The organism is Geodermatophilus sp. SYSU D01105, from assembly GCF_054050095.1.
This window is the reverse complement of sequence record NZ_JBJGYR010000005.1, coordinates 86,213-101,992: the sequence shown is the minus strand read 5'-3', so window position 1 is coordinate 101,992 and position 15,780 is coordinate 86,213. Positions and strand designations below refer to the sequence as shown.

Annotated in this window: 15 protein-coding genes; 5 read left to right on the top strand and 10 right to left on the bottom strand. The window is 74.9% G+C overall.

The window, feature by feature from the left end:
• Positions 1-5 precede the first annotated feature (5 nt).
• The 4 genes from alaS to ACI79I_RS06185 form a co-directional block, all read right to left on the bottom strand.
• Entirely contained in the window at positions 6-2,693 is a 2,688-nt protein-coding gene (gene alaS / locus ACI79I_RS06200) for an alanine--tRNA ligase (RefSeq protein ID WP_456991413.1), read from the bottom strand.
• A gap of 53 nt (positions 2,694-2,746) precedes the next feature.
• Positions 2,747-3,034, bottom strand: coding sequence for a hypothetical protein (locus ACI79I_RS06195; RefSeq protein ID WP_456991412.1), 288 nt, complete (start codon positions 3,032-3,034; stop codon positions 2,747-2,749).
• Complete coding sequence (locus ACI79I_RS06190) at positions 3,034-3,459, bottom strand: DUF948 domain-containing protein (protein ID WP_456991410.1); 426 nt, start codon at positions 3,457-3,459, stop codon at positions 3,034-3,036. The genes ACI79I_RS06195 and ACI79I_RS06190 overlap by 1 nt, the downstream gene beginning before the upstream one ends.
• A 213-nt stretch (positions 3,460-3,672) precedes the next feature.
• Positions 3,673-5,043: a replication-associated recombination protein A gene (locus tag ACI79I_RS06185; protein ID WP_456991409.1), complete on the bottom strand. Its 1,371-nt coding sequence runs from the start codon at positions 5,041-5,043 to the stop codon at positions 3,673-3,675.
• Between the two features lie 195 nt (positions 5,044-5,238).
• Between ACI79I_RS06185 and ACI79I_RS06180 the strand changes: the two genes are divergently transcribed.
• Both ACI79I_RS06180 and ACI79I_RS06175 read left to right on the top strand, forming a co-directional pair.
• Positions 5,239-6,096 (top strand): aldo/keto reductase, encoded by an 858-nt coding sequence (locus ACI79I_RS06180; protein ID WP_456991408.1) that lies wholly within the window; start codon positions 5,239-5,241, stop codon positions 6,094-6,096.
• A 77-nt stretch (positions 6,097-6,173) separates the two neighbouring features.
• Positions 6,174-6,629 carry a CBS domain-containing protein gene (locus ACI79I_RS06175; protein ID WP_456991407.1) on the top strand — a complete coding sequence of 152 codons (456 nt, stop codon included), beginning with the start codon at positions 6,174-6,176 and terminating at the stop codon, positions 6,627-6,629.
• Positions 6,630-6,665: 36 nt separating this feature from the next.
• Here ACI79I_RS06175 and ACI79I_RS06170 read toward each other — a convergent pair whose 3' ends face one another.
• The 6 genes from ACI79I_RS06170 to ACI79I_RS06145 form a co-directional block, all read right to left on the bottom strand.
• Positions 6,666-7,520: a hypothetical protein gene (locus tag ACI79I_RS06170; RefSeq protein WP_456991406.1), complete on the bottom strand. Its 855-nt coding sequence runs from the start codon at positions 7,518-7,520 to the stop codon at positions 6,666-6,668.
• Position 7,521: 1 nt separating this feature from the next.
• Entirely contained in the window at positions 7,522-8,613 is a 1,092-nt protein-coding gene (locus ACI79I_RS06165) for a pyridoxal-phosphate-dependent aminotransferase family protein (protein WP_456991405.1), read from the bottom strand.
• Positions 8,614-8,648: 35 nt separating this feature from the next.
• Positions 8,649-10,436: an aspartate--tRNA ligase gene (gene aspS / locus ACI79I_RS06160; RefSeq protein ID WP_456991404.1), complete on the bottom strand. Its 1,788-nt coding sequence runs from the start codon at positions 10,434-10,436 to the stop codon at positions 8,649-8,651.
• Positions 10,437-10,460: 24 nt separating this feature from the next.
• Positions 10,461-11,441: an aldo/keto reductase gene (locus tag ACI79I_RS06155; RefSeq protein WP_456991403.1), complete on the bottom strand. Its 981-nt coding sequence runs from the start codon at positions 11,439-11,441 to the stop codon at positions 10,461-10,463.
• Positions 11,442-11,449: 8 nt separating this feature from the next.
• A complete protein-coding gene (gene hisS, locus ACI79I_RS06150; protein ID WP_456991402.1) occupies positions 11,450-12,721 on the bottom strand; it encodes a histidine--tRNA ligase in 1,272 nt (423 codons plus the stop codon).
• Between the two features lie 94 nt (positions 12,722-12,815).
• Entirely contained in the window at positions 12,816-13,511 is a 696-nt protein-coding gene (locus ACI79I_RS06145) for an MBL fold metallo-hydrolase (protein WP_456991401.1), read from the bottom strand.
• Positions 13,512-13,678: 167 nt separating this feature from the next.
• Between ACI79I_RS06145 and ACI79I_RS06140 the strand changes: the two genes are divergently transcribed.
• Genes ACI79I_RS06140 through ACI79I_RS06130 form a run of 3 tightly spaced genes read left to right on the top strand, consistent with a single transcriptional unit; the run spans position 13,679 to position 15,776 of the window.
• On the top strand, positions 13,679-14,500 hold the full coding sequence (locus ACI79I_RS06140; protein WP_456991400.1) for a peptidylprolyl isomerase: 822 nt from the start codon (positions 13,679-13,681) through the stop codon (positions 14,498-14,500).
• Positions 14,497-15,210 (top strand): peptidylprolyl isomerase, encoded by a 714-nt coding sequence (locus ACI79I_RS06135; RefSeq protein WP_456991399.1) that lies wholly within the window; start codon positions 14,497-14,499, stop codon positions 15,208-15,210. The genes ACI79I_RS06140 and ACI79I_RS06135 overlap by 4 nt, the downstream gene beginning before the upstream one ends.
• Positions 15,210-15,776, top strand: a complete 567-nt coding sequence (locus ACI79I_RS06130; protein ID WP_456991398.1) for a DUF3105 domain-containing protein — start codon at positions 15,210-15,212, stop codon at positions 15,774-15,776. Before ACI79I_RS06135 ends, ACI79I_RS06130 begins: the two co-directional genes overlap by 1 nt.
• Positions 15,777-15,780 lie beyond the last annotated feature (4 nt).

The window sequence follows — 15,780 nt, the reverse complement described above, 5'->3', positions numbered from 1 at the left end:
CTCGCTCACCTCCCTGCGGCGGTCGCGACCGCCTGTTCGCCGGCCTGCAGGGCCGCTGGGATGCCCGCGGGGTCGGTACCGCCCCCCTGGGCCACGTCCGCCTTGCCGCCGCCCCGGCCGCCGACCGGGGGCGCCGCCGCGCGGAGCACGTCGTTGGCCGACAGCCCGCGCGCCTGGGCAGCCGGGTTGAGGGCCGCCACGAGAGCCACCTTGCCCGCCGACTCCGAGGCGAGCAAGACCACCGCCGGACGGTCGGCGGGCAGCCGGCCGCGGACGTCGAGGGCCAGCGTGCGCAGGTCCCCGCCGGCCAGGCCGCCGGGCGAGCCGGTGACCACGGCGACCCCGCCGACGTCCCGCGCGCCGGCGGCGAGCTCGCCCGCCGCGGCGAGGGTCTGCTGGGCGCGCAGCTCGGCGAGCTCCTTGTCGACGTCGCGCAGCCGGGCCAGCATGCCGCTGACCCGCTCGACCAGGGTGTCGGTCGGGGTCTTGAGCACCTCACCGAGCTGCCGGACCAGGTCCCGCTCGCGGGCGAGGTAGCGGAAGCCCTCCAGCCCGACGGCGGCCTCCACCCGGCGCGACCCCGACCCGACCGAGGACTCGCCGGTCAGCGCGAGCGTCCCGATCTGGGCGCTGCCCTGCACGTGGGTGCCACCGCACAGCTCGCGCGACCACGGGCCGCCGATCTCCACGACGCGGACCTGCTCGGAGTAGGTCTCCCCGAACAGGGCCAGCGCCCCGATCGCCTGCGCCTCGGGCAGCGTCATGTAGCTGGCGGTGACCGTGTGGTCGGCGCGGACGGCGGCGTTGGCGACGTCCTCGATGTCGTGCCGCTGCTGCTGGGTGAGCGCGCCCTGCCAGGCGAAGTCCAGCCGCAGGTACCCCGGGCGGTTGTAGGAGCCCGACTGCAACGCCTGCGGGCCGAGCACCTGGCGCAGGGCGGCGTGGACCACGTGGGTGCCCGAGTGCGCCTGGCAGGCCGACAGCCGCCACTCACGGTCGACCTCGGCGACCAGCTCGGCGCCCTCGCGCAGCTCCCCCTCCAGCACGCGGACCTGGTGGGCGACCAGGCCCTTGACCGGCCGCTGCACGTCGAGCACCTCGGCGCGGCCGCCGTCCCAGGTCAGGACGCCGGCGTCGGCGACCTGGCCACCGGACTCGGCGTAGAACGGCGTGCGGTCGAGCACCACGCGGGTGATCTCGCCGGGACCGGCCGGGACGACCTCGGCGCCCTCCTCCGCGGCGAGGTCGGAGACGAGGCCGAGCACGCGCGACTCGGTCCGCAGGGTGTCGTAGGCCCGCCAGTCGGTGGGGCCGTGGTCGGCGAGCAGCCGGCGGTAGGCCAGGACGTCGACCGACCCGGTCTTCTTGGCGCGGGCGTCGGCGCGGGCGCGCTCGCGCTGCTGCTGCATGAGCGCCCGGAAGCCGTCCTCGTCGACGGTGACCCCCTGCTCGGCGGCCATCTCGAGGGTGACGTCGATCGGGAAGCCGTAGGTGTCGTGCAGCGAGAACGCCTGCTCCCCCGACAGGGTCGGCGTCCCGGCCTCCTTGGCGCGGGCGACGGCGGTGTCGAACAGCGTCGTCCCGGCGGTGAGGGTGCGCCGGAAGGCCTCCTCCTCGGCGTAGGCGACGCTGGAGATGCGCGCGAAGTCCGTCTCCAGCTCGGGGTAGCTGGCCTTCATCGCGTCCCGTGAGACCGGCAGCAGCTCGGGGAGGGTGGCCTCGTCGACGCCGAGCAGCCGCATCGAGCGGACGGCGCGGCGCAGCAGCCGGCGCAGGATGTAACCGCGGCCCTCGTTGCCCGGCGTCACGCCGTCCCCGATGAGCATGAGGCCGCTGCGGACGTGGTCGGCGACCACGCGCAGCCGGACGTCGTCCTCGTGCTCCCGGCCGTAGGTCACGCCGGCCAGCTCGGCGGCGCGGCGCAGCACCGGCGCGACCTCGTCGATCTCGTAGAGGTTGTTCACCCCCTGGAGCAGGTAGGCGACCCGCTCCAGGCCCATGCCGGTGTCGATGTTCTTCTTCGGCAGGTCGCCGACGATGCGGAACTCCTCCTTGCTCCGCACGTCGTCGAGCTCGTACTGCATGAAGACGAGGTTCCAGATCTCGAGGAACCGGTCCTCGTCGACCACCGGTCCGCCGTCCTGCCCGTGCTCGGGGCCGCGGTCGTAGTAGATCTCGCTGCACGGGCCGCCCGGGCCGGGTTGGCCGGTGTGCCAGTAGTTGTCCTTCAGCCCGCGGCGCTGGATGCGCTCGTCCGGGAGTCCGGCGATGCGCTTCCACGCGGCCGCCGCCTCGTCGTCGTCCAGGTAGACGGTGACCCAGATCCGGTCGGGGTCGAAGCCGAGCCCGCCCTCGGCGACCGATCCGGTGATCAGGTCCCAGGCGTGCTGGATGGCCCCCTCCTTGAAGTAGTCGCCGAAGGAGAAGTTGCCGTTCATCTGGAAGAACGTGCCGTGGCGGGTGGTCTTGCCCACCTCCTCGATGTCGAGGGTGCGCACGCACTTCTGCACGCTGGTGGCCCGCGGGTACGGCGCCGGCTCGCGGCCGGTCAGGTACGGGATGAACGGGACCATCCCGGCCACGGTGAACAGCAGGGAGGGGTCCGGCGAGACCAGCGAGGCGCTGGGGACGACGGTGTGGCCGCGCGCGGCGAAGTGCTCCAGGAAGCGGCGGCGGATCTCGGCGGTCTGCATGTCCTACTCGGTCGGAGAGGGCGGGACGGTCGGCCCCGCGGGCGGGAAGGGGGTCAGCGGTCGGCGGCGTGCGCGCCCCGGCGCACGGGGAGCTGGGCCGGGCCGCCGTCGGGCAGCGGGGCGTCCAGGCCGGTGCCGGCGCGCAGCTCCTGCTCCCGCGCGGCCGCGGCGGCCCGGACGTCGGCCCCGAACTCGCCGATCGCGTCGGCGAGGTCGCGCAGGCCCTCCACGAGGGCACCGGCGATCCCCTGGGGCGTCATCTTCTCCGCCGCGCGGGAGAGCTTGCGGACGAGGAGGGCGCCGATGGTGACGCCCATCGCGAGCCAGAACAGCCGGCGCATCAGGCGGCCCGCCGGGCGGCGCGGCGGGCGCGCCGCGCGTCCTTGTCGCGCTGGGCGGCCTCGGCGATCGCCTGGCCCTCCCGCTTCTTCCTCGCCGCGCTGCGGACGCCGTAGCTGAACGCGGCCACCTTGATCAGCGGGCTGCCCAGCGTGGCCGCGACGACGCTGGTGAGCGCGGCGACGTTGCTGGAGACGTTGGCGGCGTTGCCGGTGATGTCGTCGACCCGCTCCAGGTTGCTGTTGACGTGCGCGACCGTCGTCGACGCCTGGCTGAGGATCGGGGCGCTCTGCTCACGCGTCTGGCGGATGGTGAGGGTCGCCTCGTCCAGCGTGCGCCCCAGCTTGAGGATCGGGACGGCGAGCAGCACCACCAGCAGCACCAGGGCCAGCGCTGCGATCAATCCGGCCCACTCTCCTGCGGTCACGCGCGGGTCTCCTGTTCCTCGGCTGTCAGGTCCGGAACCGGGCTGCGCCCGGGGCTCCCGGAGGGCGTCGGGCCCGGCGTGGTCACAGTAGTCGCGGCCGCGGGCCGCCGTGCCCGCACCGCCGGAGCCCCGCGGCCGCGCCGCGACGGTGCCGTCGGTCCGAGCGCGCGCCCGCCGCCGGCGTCCAGCGGCCGCGCCGGACGATGCCGTCGGTCAGACCCCGCGCTGCGGGCTGCCCGTGCTGCGGTGCTCCCGGGGCTGTCGTCTGACGATCGCCCGCAGCTTCCCCAGACGCGCCGCGATCGGGCCCTCGGCGCCGCGACTGGTGGGCCGGTAGTAGTCGCGGCCGACCAGCGCGTCCGGCGGGTACTGCTGCGGCACGATCCCGTCGGGCGCGTCGTGCGGGTAGCGGTAGGTCGCGCCGTGGCCGAGTTTCTTCGCCCCCGCGTAGTGGGCGTCGCGCAACCCCGGCGGCACCGGCCCGCCGAGGCCGGCCCGCACGTCGGCGACGGACTCGCTGATGGCCACGGTCACCGCGTTCGACTTGGGCGCGGTCGCCAGGTGGACGACCGCGTGCGCCAGCGGGAAGTGCCCCTCCGGCATGCCGATGAAGGCGACCGCATCGGCGGCGGCGACGGCGGTCTGCAGCGCCGTCGGGTCGGCCATGCCGATGTCCTCGCTCGCGGAGATGACCAGCCGGCGGGCGATGAAGCGCGGGTCCTCCCCCGCCTCCACCATCCGCGCGAGGTAGTGCAGGGCGGCGTCGACGTCGCTGCCGCGGATGGACTTGATCAGCGCGCTGGCCACGTCGTAGTGCTGGTCGCCCTGCCGGTCGTAGCGCACCGCCGCCTGGGCGACCGCCGTCTCGAGGGTCGCCAGGTCGATCTCGGGCAGCTCGGCCGCCAGCGCGGCACCCGCGCCGGACTCCAGTGCCGTCAGCGCCTTGCGCCCGTCGCCTCCGGCGATGCGGACGAGGTGCTCCTCGGCCTCGGCGCTCAGCGTGACCGCGCCGTCCAGGCCGCGGTCGCTGGTCAGCGCGCGGCGCAGCAGGGTGCGGACGTCGTCGTCGGACAGCGGCTGCAACGCCAGCACCAGCGAGCGGGAGAGCAGCGGGCTGACCACGGAGAAGAACGGGTTCTCGGTGGTCGCGGCGATGAGGCTGACGATGCGGTCCTCGACCGCGGACAGCAGCGAGTCCTGCTGGGTCTTGGAGAAGCGGTGCACCTCGTCGATGAACAGCACCGTGCGCCGGCCGGCGTAGGTGAGCTCCCGCTTCGCGGCCGAGATGACCGCGCGGACCTCCTTGACCCCGGAGTCCAGCGCCGACAGCTGCACGAACTGCCGCTTGGTGGCCAGCGAGATGACGTGCGCCAGCGTGGTCTTGCCGGTCCCCGGCGGGCCGTAGAGGACCAGCGACATGGGCTCGTCGGCCTCGACCAGCCGCCGCAGCGGCGAGCGCGGGCCCAGCAGGTGCTGCTGGCCGACGACCTCGTCCAACGACCGCGGCCGCATGCGCACGGCCAGCGGCGCGCCCGGGTCGACCCCGGCCGCCTCCGCAGGCGCCTCGTCGAACAGCGAACTCACGGCGTCCCCGGTTCGCTCCCGCGGGGCGCTCCGCTCCTCGGTCGCTGGGTCACGGCTCGCCTCCGCGGTCGCTCCGCTCCTCGCTCGCAGGGCTCGCTGCGGTGCTCACTCCCTGTCGGCTCGCGCGCTCGCTGTCGGGCTCACGCCCCTGTCCGCTCACGCTTGCGAACGCTACCCGCGGGGCACGACACCTCCGTGCAGCAGCGACGCATCGGAGACCAGACCGTCAGCGCCATCGGCCTCGGGGCGATGCCCCTGTCCACCAAGACCGACCGGCCGTCCCACGAGGACGCCGTCGCCACGGTCCACGCCGCGCTCGACGCCGGCGTGACGCTCATCGACACCGCCGACGCCTACGCCCGCGACGAGGCGGAGTTCGGGCACAACGAGTCGCTGGTCGCCGACGCGCTGCGGTCCTACGGGGGCGACACGTCGTCGGTGCTGGTGGCGACCAAGGGCGGGCACACCCGGCGCGGTACCGACTGGGAGCTCGACGGGTCACCGGCCTACCTGCGCACGGCCTGCGAGGGGTCGCTGCGCCGGCTGGGGGTGGAGGCGATCGGCCTGTACCAGTACCACCGGCCCGACCCCGACACGCCGTGGGAGGAGTCGATGGGCGCCCTGCGCCAGCTCGCCGACGACGGCCTGGTGCGCATGGTCGGGATCTCCAACGCCGACATCGCGCAGATCGACGTCGCCCGCTCGATCGTGGGCCCGGCGCTGGTCAGCGTGCAGAACCAGTTCTCCCCCGGGTGGCGGTTCTCCGCCGACGAGGTGGCGCACTGCGCCGCGCACGGGCTGGCGTTCCTGCCGTGGAGCCCCTTCGGCGGGGTGTCAGCGGCCGGCTCGCTCGACGACACCGCGCCGGCGTTCGCCGAGGTGGCCGACGAGCTGGGCGTCTCGGTGTACCAGGTGGCGCTGGCCTGGCACCTGGCGCAGGCGGAGGTGGTGATCCCGATCCCCGGGGCGTCGCGCCCGGCGTCGATCGTGGACTCCGCGGCCGCCGTCCACGTGCAGCTGACCCCCGACCAGCTCTCCCGCCTCGACGCCTGAGAGCCGTCGGGCCCTCCCGCTCCTCCCCCGTGGGCGGGACGATCGCGGCACGACCGGCTCCCGAAGGGATCACGGACATGTCCGCACCCCCGTTCCGCGTCCCGACCAGCACCGGCCGGCTGGTCGCGGGGCAGGTGATGCGCCCGCCGGTGACGACGGTCGAGCGCAGCGCCCACGTCGCCGCGGTGGCGTACCTGATGAAGAAGTCGCACGACAACGCACTCGTGGTCATCAGCGACGACGCCCAGCGCCGGCCGATCGCGGTGATCTGCGACGGCGACGTCACCCAGGCCGTCGCGGACGGGCGGGACCTCGAGGAGACCCGGATCACCGATCTCCACCTCGCCGAGGTCGTCGCGTTCACGCCGGACACGCCCGTCCCGGAGGTGGCCGAGCGGATGCTCGAGACCCACGTCGCCTACGCCCCGGTGGTGGAGGACGGGCGGCTCGTGGGCCTGGTCGACCTGGCGGTGGTCTGCGGGGCGCTGCTGCTCGACCGCCGGGCGCGCGGCCTGCCGGACGACGAGGTGTAGCCGCCACGCCCGCTGCACCGGCGGGCGGGACGCCGCTCAGCCGGCCGAGGGGGCCGGACGGCGGCGCCCGGCCAGCAGGACGGCGAGGAACACCGCCCCGACCACGGCCACCACCCACGGGAGCAGCTGCCGGACCAGCGGGGACGCCGACAGCCAGAACACCTGCTCGGCGCCGGCGAGGGCGTCCCCGAGGCCACGGGGCAGCCCCACCCCCGGTCGCAGGGAGGGCTCCAGGTAGGTCACCGCCGTCAGCGCCGGGCCGACGAACCAGGCCACCAGCAGCACGACCGGCCAGAGCGCCAGACGGGCCGGCGGCCGCACGCCGGCGGCGACCAGCGCCCCGGCGAGCGCGGCCGCCTGTCCCCAGACCGCGAGCGTCCCGACCGTGCTCAGCGCCTGCAGCGGCAGCACCGCCAGGACGACCGACGTCAGCCACCCCGGCAGGACCCCCGCGACCACCCCGAGCGCCACGCCGGCGCCCGGCCGTCCCAGCACCGCGAGGGAGCCCAGCCCCCACGCCAGCAGGGTGGTCCCGACGACGACCGCGCTGAGTGCGGTGAGCACGCGCTGGTCAGCGTCGAAGCCCGAGCCCCGGCCGGCCCAGGCGACCGACTGCGTCAGGCACACCACCACCGCCAGCGCCGTCCCGCACCCGGTGGCCAGCAGCGCCCGACCCCCGGACCCCGGCCGCGCGAGCAGGCCGGCCAGCCCGGCCAGCACCCCGCCCGCGACGGCCCCGAGCACCAGGGCGGTGAGCAGGGCGGCCCGCAGCGGGAGCGCCAGCGGCGCCGCCCGCCCCACGCCGTCCAGCAACCAGGGCAGGTACCCGACCACCCACCAGGCCAGCGCGGCGACCGGCACCAGCGCCCACGCCGGCGAGGGGGCGATCACCTCAGCGGCCGAGGACCTCGCGGAGCGCGCCCAGGATCAGCGTGACGGTGTCGGGGCGGGCGTTGTGGCCCATCAGCCCGATCCGCCACACCGTGGCCGCGTACGCCCCGACGCCCCCGCCGATCTCCACGTCGTAGCGCTCCAGCAGCTCCTTGCGGACCGCCGCGGAGTCCACGCCCTCGGGCACGCGCACCGTGGTCAGCTCCGGCAGCCGGTGCCCCTCGGCGGCGAACAGCTCCAGGCCCATCGCCTGCAGCCCCTCGTGGAGCAGCCGGCCGGCCTCGGCGTGCCGGGCGTGCACCGCGTCGAGGCCCTCGGCGAGGATCCGGCCCAGGCCCGCGTTCAGCGACACGACCATCCCGGTCGGTGCCGTGTGGTGGTAGGTGCGGCCACCGTTGCCGGCCGCCTCACCGGCGTACCCGCCGAGCATGCCCAGGTCGAGGTACCAGCTGCGCGGCTGCTCGATCCGCCGCTCCCAGGCGCGGTCGTTGATCGTGAACGGGGCCAGGCCGGGAGCGACGCCCAGGCACTTCTGCGAGCCGGAGTAGGCCAGGTCCACGCCCCACTCGTCCAGGCGCACCGGGATGCCGCCCAGCGAGGTCACGCAGTCGGCCAGCAGCAGCGCGTCGCCCTTCCCGGCGGCCAGCGGCTCGAGGTCGGACAGCACGCCGGTCGAGGTCTCGGCGTGGACGGCGGCGATCAGCTTCGGCGACGGGTGCGCCGACAGCACGCGGTCGGCGTCGATGGGCCGGCCCCACTCGTGGTCGACCCGGACGACCTCGGCGCCGCACCGCGTGGCGACGTCCACCATCCGCTCGCCGAACAGGCCGTTGACCGCGACGACGACGACGTCACCGGGGCCGACGGTGTTGACGAAGGCCGCCTCCATGCCCGCGGAGCCGGTCGCCGACAGCGGCAGGGTGCGCCGGTTCGCCGTCCCGAACACCTGGCGGAGCCGGTCGGAGGTCTCGTCGAGGACGCCGAGGAAGACCGGGTCGAGGTGGCCCAGCAACGGCTGGGCCAGGGCGACGGTCGCCTCCGGGTAGGGGTTGGAGGGACCGGGTCCGAGCAGGGCGCGGGCACGCAACGGCATGCGCGCAACCTACCGGCGGACTGTGACCGGGCTCGCTACGGGCGGATGGACACGTGTGTCGAGGTCGGGCCGGGGGCGCCCGGCTCGGCCGGCAGCGGCGGCTCCTCGGGCTCCGCGTCGATGCCCGCCTCCTTGCGCTGCGCCTCGGTGATCGGGGTCGGCGCGCCGGTGAGCGGGTCGAAGCCGGCACCGGTCTTGGGGAAGGCGATCACCTCGCGGATGGAGTCCACGCCGGCCAGCAGGGCGGTCAGCCGGTCCCAGCCGAGGGCGGCGCCGGCGTGCGGCGGCGGGCCGTAGGCGAACGCCTCCAGGAAGAACCCGAACCGCTCCCGGGCCTCCTCGCGGGACATGCCGAGGGTCTCGAACACCCGCTCCTGCAGGTCGGGGTCGGCGATGCGGACCGAGCCGCTGGCCAGCTCGTTGCCGTTCACCACCAGGTCGTAGGCGTCGGAGAGGGCGCCGGCCTTGTCCTCGGCGAACCGGTCCCGCCACTCGGGGGTGGGCGAGGTGAACGGGTGGTGCATGAACGTCCAGTCGCCGTCCTCGGTCTCCTCGAACATCGGGAAGTCGACGACGAACAGGAACGACCACGAGCCCGGCTCGATCAGCTCCAGCCGGCGGGCGATCTCGTTGCGGGCGGCACCGAGCAGCTCCTGCGAGGACCGCCGCTGCCCCGCTGCGAAGAAGACGCAGTCGCCGGGCTGCGCGCCGACCGCCGCGACCAGGCCCTCGCGCTCGCGGTCGGAGATGTTCTTGGCGACCGGCCCGCCCAGCGTCCCGTCCTCGGCGATGGTCACGTAGGCCAGGCCGCGCGCCCCCCGGGACCTCGCCCAGTCCTGCCAGGCGTCGAACGCCCGCCGCGGCTGCGACCCGCCGCCGGGCATGACCAGGGCGCCGACGTAGGGCGCCTGGAAGACCCGGAACGGCGTCTCGGCGAAGTAGGTGGTCAGCTCGGTGAGCTCGAGGCCGAACCGCAGGTCGGGCTTGTCCGAGCCGAAGCGGTCCATCGCCTCGCGGTAGCTCATCCGCGGGATCTCGGGCACCTCGTGGGCGGCCAGCTCCCGCCACAGCGCCCGGACGACGTCCTCGACCACGGCCAGGACGTCGTCGCGCTCGACGAAGCTCATCTCGAAGTCCAGCTGGGTGAACTCCGGCTGCCGGTCGGCGCGGAAGTCCTCGTCGCGGAAGCACCGGGCGATCTGGTAGTAGCGCTCCAGCCCGCCGATCATCAGCAGCTGCTTGAACAGCTGCGGGGACTGCGGCAACGCGTACCACTTGCCCGGCTGCAGCCGGACCGGGACGACGAAGTCCCGCGCCCCCTCGGGCGTGGAGCGGGTGAGGTTCGGGGTCTCCACCTCGACGAAGCCGTGCTCGGCCATGACCCGCCGGGCGACGCGGTTGATCTCGCTGCGCAGCCGGAGGGTCCGCGCGGGGCCCTGCCGACGCAGGTCGAGGTAGCGGTACCTGTAGCGGACGTCGTCGGACGCGGCCTGGTCGGTCTCGATCGGGAACGGGAGCGGGGCCGCCGGCGACAGCACGCGCAGCTCGGCGGCCGCCACCTCGATCTCGCCGGTCGGCAGCTCCGGGTTCTCGTTACCCTCCGGCCGCCGGCGCACCTCGCCGGTGACCAGCACGCAGAACTCGTTGCGGAGCGCGTGCGCCTCCTCCTCGCGGACGACGACCTGGACGTACCCGGAGGCGTCGCGCAGGTCGACGAAGACCACGCCGCCGTGGTCGCGGCGGCGGGCGACCCAGCCGGCGAGGGTGACGGTGGAACCGGCGTCGGACGCGCGCAGCGTGCCGGCGTCGTGGGTGCGGAGCACTTCAGTGCCTTTCCAGGGAGGGGGTCACCAGCGGTCGTGCACGGAGGCGCGGATGCGCTCGTCGTACACGCGCTCGAGGTCGGCGAGCTGGGTGTCGGTCAGGGGCGGGAGCGAGGCCGCGGCGACGTTGCCGCGGACCTGCGCGACGGTGCGGGCGCCGGGGATGACGGTGGTGACCCCGGGCTGGTCGATGACCCACCGCAGGGCGAACGCCGCCGTCGGCGCGTCGCCGGCGATCTCGGCGACCTCGCGGGCGGCGGCGACGCCGACATCGAAGGGCACACCGGAGAAGGTCTCCCCGACGTCGAATGCCTCCCCGTGCCGGTTGAAGTTCCGGTGGTCGTCGGCCGGGAAGGTGGTCGACTCGTCGTACTTCCCGGTGAGCAGGCCGCTGGCCAGGGGCACCCGCGCGAGGATGCCGACGCCGGCCTTCGCCGCGGCGGGCAGCAGGTCCTCCAGCGGCTTGCGCCGGAAGACGTTGAGGATCACCTGGATGGACGCGACCCCCGGGTGCTCGAGCGCGGTCAGGCCCTCCGCGACGGTCTCCACCGAGACGCCGTACGCGGCGATCGCCTGCTCCTCCACGAGCGCGTCGAGGGTGTCGTAGACCCGCTGGTCGCTGTAGACCGCGGTCGGCGGGCAGTGCAGCTGCACCAGGTCGAGGGTCTCGACGCCGAGGTTGCGCCGGGACCGGTCGATCCACGCGCGCAGGTTCTCGGGCGTGTACTGCGCGGCCTCGAACGGGTCGGCGCGCCGGCCGGCCTTGGTGGCCACGAACGGCCGCTCCGACCGGGCGACCAGCGCCCGGCGGATGCGCTGCTCCGAGCGCCCGTCGCCGTAGACGTCGGCGGTGTCGAGCAGCGTCACGCCCGCATCCAGCGCGGCGTCGAGGACGTCGGCGGCCGCGTCGTCGTCGACGTCCCCCCAGTCACCGCCCAGCTGCCACGTGCCCAGGCCGACGACGCTGACGTCGGCTCCCGTCCGCCCGAGCGGTCGCTGCTCCATCCGAGAACTCACTCCCCCACCGTCGCACGCCTCACGGCATCGAACAGGTCGGCCACCGGGACCGCGGTCTGCTCACCGGTGCGCAGGTCCTTGAGCTGGCCGACGCCGTCAGCGAGGTCGCGCTCGCCGATGACCACCGCGTGGGAGGCGCCCGACCGGTCGGCGGCCTTCATCGCGCCCTTGAGCCCGCGGTCGCCGTAGACGGTGTCGGCCGAGATCCCGGCCGCCCGCAGCCGCCCCACCAGTTGCACCGCGAGCCGCTTGGCCTCGGCCCCCAGCGGCACCACGAACGCCTGCACCCCGGGCGTCGCGCCGACGTCGAGCCCCTCGGCCTCCACGGCGAGCAGCGTGCGGTCGACGCCGACGGCGTACCCGATGCCCGAGACGTCCGGACCGCCCAGCGCCGCCGACAGCCCGTCGTAGCGCCCGCCCCCGCCGATCGCCGACTGCGCGCCCAGCCCGTTGTGGACGAATTCGAAGGTGGTCTTCGTGTAGTAGTCCAGGCCGCGGACGAGCCTGGGTGCCTCGGTCCAGGTCACGCCGAGGTCGGTGAGGTGCTGGCGGACGGCGTCGTAGTGCGCCCGGGTGGAGTCCGACAGGTGGTCGACCATCAGCGGGGCCTCGTCGAGCTGGGCCTGGACCTCGGGCCGCTTGTCGTCGAGCACCCGCAGCGGGTTGATCTCCGCCCGGCGCCGGGTCTCCTCGTCCAGGTCCAGCTTCTCCAGGTAGGCGACCAGCTCCTCCCGGTACTGCGGCCGGCAGGTCGCGTCGCCCAGCGAGGTCAGCAGCAGCTCGAAGTCGGTGAGGCCGAGGTCCCGGAACCCCTGGACGCCCAGCGCCACCACCTCGGCGTCCAGCGCCGGGTCGTCGACGCCGAGGGCCTCCATGTCGACCTGCGTGAAGTGCCGGTACCGGCCGGCCTGCGGGCGCTCGTACCGGAACGCCGAGCCGACGGTCCACAGCTTGACCGGCAGGGCGCCGCCGTACAGCCGGTGCTCGATGAAGGCCCGCATCAGCCCGGCGGTCAGCTCGGGGCGCAGGGTCAGCGAGCGGCCCCCGCGGTCGTCGAAGGTGTACATCTCCTTGGTCACGACGTCGGTGGACTCCCCCACCCCGCGGGAGAAGACGGGCGTCTCCTCGAACACCGGCGTCTCGACGTAGCCGTACCCGGCCCGCCGCAGCGGCGCGGTGAGGGCGTCGCGGACGGCCAGGAAGCGCGCCGACTCCGGCGGCAGGGTGTCGAAGGTGCCCTTCGGCGCCCGCATGATCTGGTCGCTCACAGTGTCACGGCTCGCTCCGCTCGCAGGTCCGCACCGCTCCTCGCTCGCTGTCCCCCGCGAGCGGGAGGTGCCCCCAGCCCGCGGCGATGCTCACTCACAGGCCTCTCCCCCGGGGAGCCGGGCCCGCACCCGCGGCGGCCTCGGCCAGGTACGGGTTGCTCGCGCGCTCCCGCCCGATCGTCGTCGCCGGCCCGTGCCCGGGCAGCACCACGGTCCGGTCGTCCAGCGGCAGGACGACGTCGCGCAGCGAGCGCAGCATCGCCTCCCACGACCCGCCCGGCAGGTCGACCCGGCCCACGGACCCCGCGAACAGGACGTCGCCGGCCAGCAGCCCGGGCGCCTCCCCCAGGTCCAGGGAGAACACCACCGACCCCTGGGTGTGGCCCGGGGCGTGGCGCACCGTGAGCTCCACCCCGGCCAGCGACAGGACGGCGCCGTCGTCGAGCGGCAGCACGTCGGCGGGGTCGGGCAGCCGGACGCCGGTGATCAGCGGGGCCAACTGGGGACCGTGCCAGGCCACGGGGTCGGCGAGCATGCCGTTGTCATCCGGGTGCAGGTAGGCGGGGATGTCGTAGCCGTCGCAGACCGGCAGCACCGAGAAGGTGTGGTCGAGGTGGCCGTGGGTGAGCACGACGGCGACCGGCTTGAGGCCGTCGTCCGCCAGCATCCGGGCCAGCGGCTCGACGGCGTCCATCCCGGGGTCGACGACCACGCACTCCTGCCGCGGACCGGAGGCGACCGCGTAGCAGTTGGTGCCGAACGCGCCGGCCGGGAACGAGCGGATGAGCACCCGTGCAGGTTACGCGGGGCCCCGTCGCCGCTCCGGGGCCTTCCGGCTGCCAGGGGTCGGCCAGGTTCGCCGCCTAGACTCGCGGATCGACCAGCGGTGCGTGGGCGCGCGCGCAGGCCGCCTGCCGCGCCCCGCCGCAGCAGCCGTCCCGTTCGAGGAGTACCACCGTGCCGACCAACAAGCAGCGGCGGCAGGCCGCCCAGCGACGCCTGCAGCGCCAACTCGAGCGCCGGGCCGAGCTGGCCCGCAAGCGCCGCCGCAACCTGCTGATCGGGGTCACCACGGTGGCGGTGCTGCTCGTGGTCGGCGCGGTCTGGCTGATCACCGGGATCGGCGGCGACGACACCGACAACGCGGCCGCGGACCCGACCACCGCCGCGCCCACCACCCCGGCCGTCGTCGACGGCAGCGACGGGACCTGCGACTGGACCCCCGCCGACACCGCCAGCAACCCCGACCTCGAGGCGGACTCCGGCACGCCGCCGCCCGAGGTCAACCCGACCGGCACCACCCCGGTCACCATCACCACGAACTTCGGCGCGATCGGGATGACCCTCGACAACGCCAACGCCCCGTGCGGGGTGGCGAGCATGGCCTACCTGGCCCAGCAGGGCTACTTCGACGGGACGATCTGCCACCGCGAGACCGACGGCGAGGGCCTCAAGGTCCTGCAGTGCGGCGACCCCAGCGGCACCGGCCGCGGCGGCCCGGCCTACCAGTTCCCCACCCAGGTCACCGGCGACGAGACCTACCCGCGCGGCACGGTGGCCATGGCCAACAGCGGGCAGGGCTTCGACGGCAGCCAGTTCTTCCTCGTCTACGGGGACAGCCAGCTGCCGCCGAGCTACACCGTCCTGGGGACCATCGACGAGGCCGGCCTCGCGGTGCTCGACACCATCGCCGCCAACGGCAACGACGGCGCCAACGGCCCGGGCGACGGCGCGCCGACCCAGGAGGTCCGCATCGAGTCCCTGACGGTCGCCGCGTGAGGTCGCGGGCGGTCGCCGGCCTCGCGGGGACGGCGCTGGCCCTGGCGGCCTGCTCGAGCGGCGGCACCGGGGAGACTGAGCCCCCGGGCTCGGCCGGCGGCTCGGGTGGCGGCGGGACCGCCGCCTCGGGCGCGGTGACGACCTGCGACTGGTCGGACACCCCCTCCGGCAACCCCTACCTCATCGAGGTCGAGCCGCCGGACGACGAGGTGCCCGCCGAGGGGACCACCGACCTGGTGATGTCGACCAACCTCGGCGACCTCACCCTCACCCTCGACCAGGAGCGCACCCCCTGCGCGGCCGCGAGCCTGGTGCACCTCGCCGAGGCGGGCTTCTTCGACGACTCCCCGTGCCACCGCGAGGTCGACAGCGCGGGCCTCCAGGTGCTGCAGTGCGGCGACCCGACCGGGACCGGCGCCGGCGGCCCCACGTACACGTTCCGCACGGAGGTCACCGGGGAGGAGACCTATCCGCGCGGCACCATCGCGATGGCCAACAGCGGGCAGGGCTTCGACGGCAGCCAGTTCTTCCTCGTCTGGGGCGACAGCCAGCTGCCGCCGGACTACACCGTCGTGGGCACGGTGGACGACGCCGGGCTGGCCGTGCTCGACGTCGTCGGGGCCAACGGCAACGACGGCTCGCTGGACCCCAGCCCGGGCGGCGGCGCGCCGAGCGTGCCGGTCACCATCGCGTCGATGACCGTCGCCTGATGCGGCCGCGCGCCCGGTCGCTCGCGGTGCTCGCCACGGCCGCCCTCGCCGGGTGCACCAGCGCCGTCGAGGCCTCGCCCGCACCGGCTCCCGAGCCGGCCACGCTGCAGAACACCCGGGTGGCGCAGTACTCGGCGGGACAGCAGCACGTGCCGGGGGACGTCGACTACGCGGAGAGCCCGCCGGTCGGCGGCCCGCACGACCCGGTGTGGGCCGACTGCACCGGCAGCGTGTACGCCGTGCCGATCCGGCCCGAGAACGCCGTCCACTCCCTCGAGCACGGCGCGGTCTGGATCACCTACGACCCCGAGCTCCTGGCCCCGGACGACGTCGAGGCGCTGGCGGCCGCCGTGCGGGGGACCTACGGCCTGGTGCTCTCGCCGTACCCCGGTCTGGGCACCGCCGTGTCCCTGCAGGCGTGGAACCACGCGCTGCGGCTCGACGACGTCGAGGACCCCCGGCTGGTCGCGTTCACCCGGCTGCTGACCGGCAACGCCGAGAACACGCCCGAACCCGGCGCCCCCTGCGACAACCCGGCCTTCCTCACCGCCCCCCGCACCGACTGAACGC

Bases quoted from the DNA above. Each gene is read 5' to 3' on its own strand.
- alaS (WP_456991413.1), bottom strand. From the start codon at position 2,693: ATGCAGACCGCCGAGATCCGCCGCCGCTTCCTGGAGCACTTCGCCGCG.
- ACI79I_RS06155 (WP_456991403.1), bottom strand. From the start codon at position 11,441: ATGGAGCAGCGACCGCTCGGGCGGACGGGAGCCGACGTCAGCGTCGTC.
- ACI79I_RS06130 (WP_456991398.1), top strand. From the start codon at position 15,210: ATGCGGCCGCGCGCCCGGTCGCTCGCGGTGCTCGCCACGGCCGCCCTC.
- ACI79I_RS06195 (WP_456991412.1), bottom strand. From the start codon at position 3,034: ATGCGCCGGCTGTTCTGGCTCGCGATGGGCGTCACCATCGGCGCCCTC.
- ACI79I_RS06175 (WP_456991407.1), top strand. From the start codon at position 6,174: ATGTCCGCACCCCCGTTCCGCGTCCCGACCAGCACCGGCCGGCTGGTC.
- ACI79I_RS06165 (WP_456991405.1), bottom strand. From the start codon at position 8,613: ATGCCGTTGCGTGCCCGCGCCCTGCTCGGACCCGGTCCCTCCAACCCC.